The sequence below is a fragment of the Psychrobacter sp. APC 3279 genome (genome assembly GCF_030407795.1).
In the GTDB taxonomy this organism is placed as follows: Bacteria; Pseudomonadota; Gammaproteobacteria; order Pseudomonadales; family Moraxellaceae; genus Psychrobacter.
Genome location: NZ_JASDCR010000053.1, coordinates 1 through 716, shown reverse-complemented (window position 1 = coordinate 716; position 716 = coordinate 1). Strand labels below are relative to the sequence as shown.

Here is a 716-nt window from a genome sequence, read left to right as displayed (position 1 = left end):
ACCACCACCCCGGCAGCATTGGTATAGCTGATGCTCGCAATGTCCGCCGCTTCAACGGTGTTGGTATTACCCAAGCTCACGTTAACGGTGGTATCAAGGTTGCTTAGGTTGGTCTGGGTCACGCTAAAGATGAGGCTGTTGTCCACGCCTTCAATCGCTTGTGCGTCGGTTGCGGTAATGCTGACCACAGGGGCGTCGATCGCGCCACCATCTTCATCTAAGATCTCAGCCGTGGCCGTGGCAGTGCCAAGCGCGGCATTAACCGGGCTCGATAGGCTCATGCCAATGGTTTCTGATATCTCGTATATCGCGTCTTGCGTTGGGGTGATGGTAAAGGTTGGGCTAGTGGTCGATCCGGCAGGGAGTGACACACTCACTCCGGCAATCGCATCCGCCACACTGATGGTTTGGGTGCTGCCATCAGCATTGGTCAGTAAGATGCTGTCGATGTCCGCCGCTTCTGCGTCGGTCAAGTTCAAGGTGGCAATCACGCTGGTAGTACGGTCACTAACACCGGTCTGGTCAATACTAAAGACGATGGTGTCGCCCAATGCCCCTTCAATGCCGGCGGCATCGGTCGCGCGGATATTGATGATAGGTGCATCATCATTGTCGGTGATGGTGCCGATACCGACGCCAGTACCGATGGTGACCGTGGTGGTCTCAGTAAGCTCGTCTGTCGCGTCATCTGTGGTTTCGTAGCTGACGGTAAAGCT

The 716-nt window shown here is 55.6% G+C and carries 1 protein-coding gene; it reads right to left on the bottom strand.

Going from position 1 to position 716, the window contains the following annotated elements; all coding sequences use genetic code 11:
* Positions 1 to 716 (bottom strand): hypothetical protein (locus QL898_RS13780; RefSeq protein WP_290177197.1); only part of this gene is annotated, 716 nt, incomplete at both ends.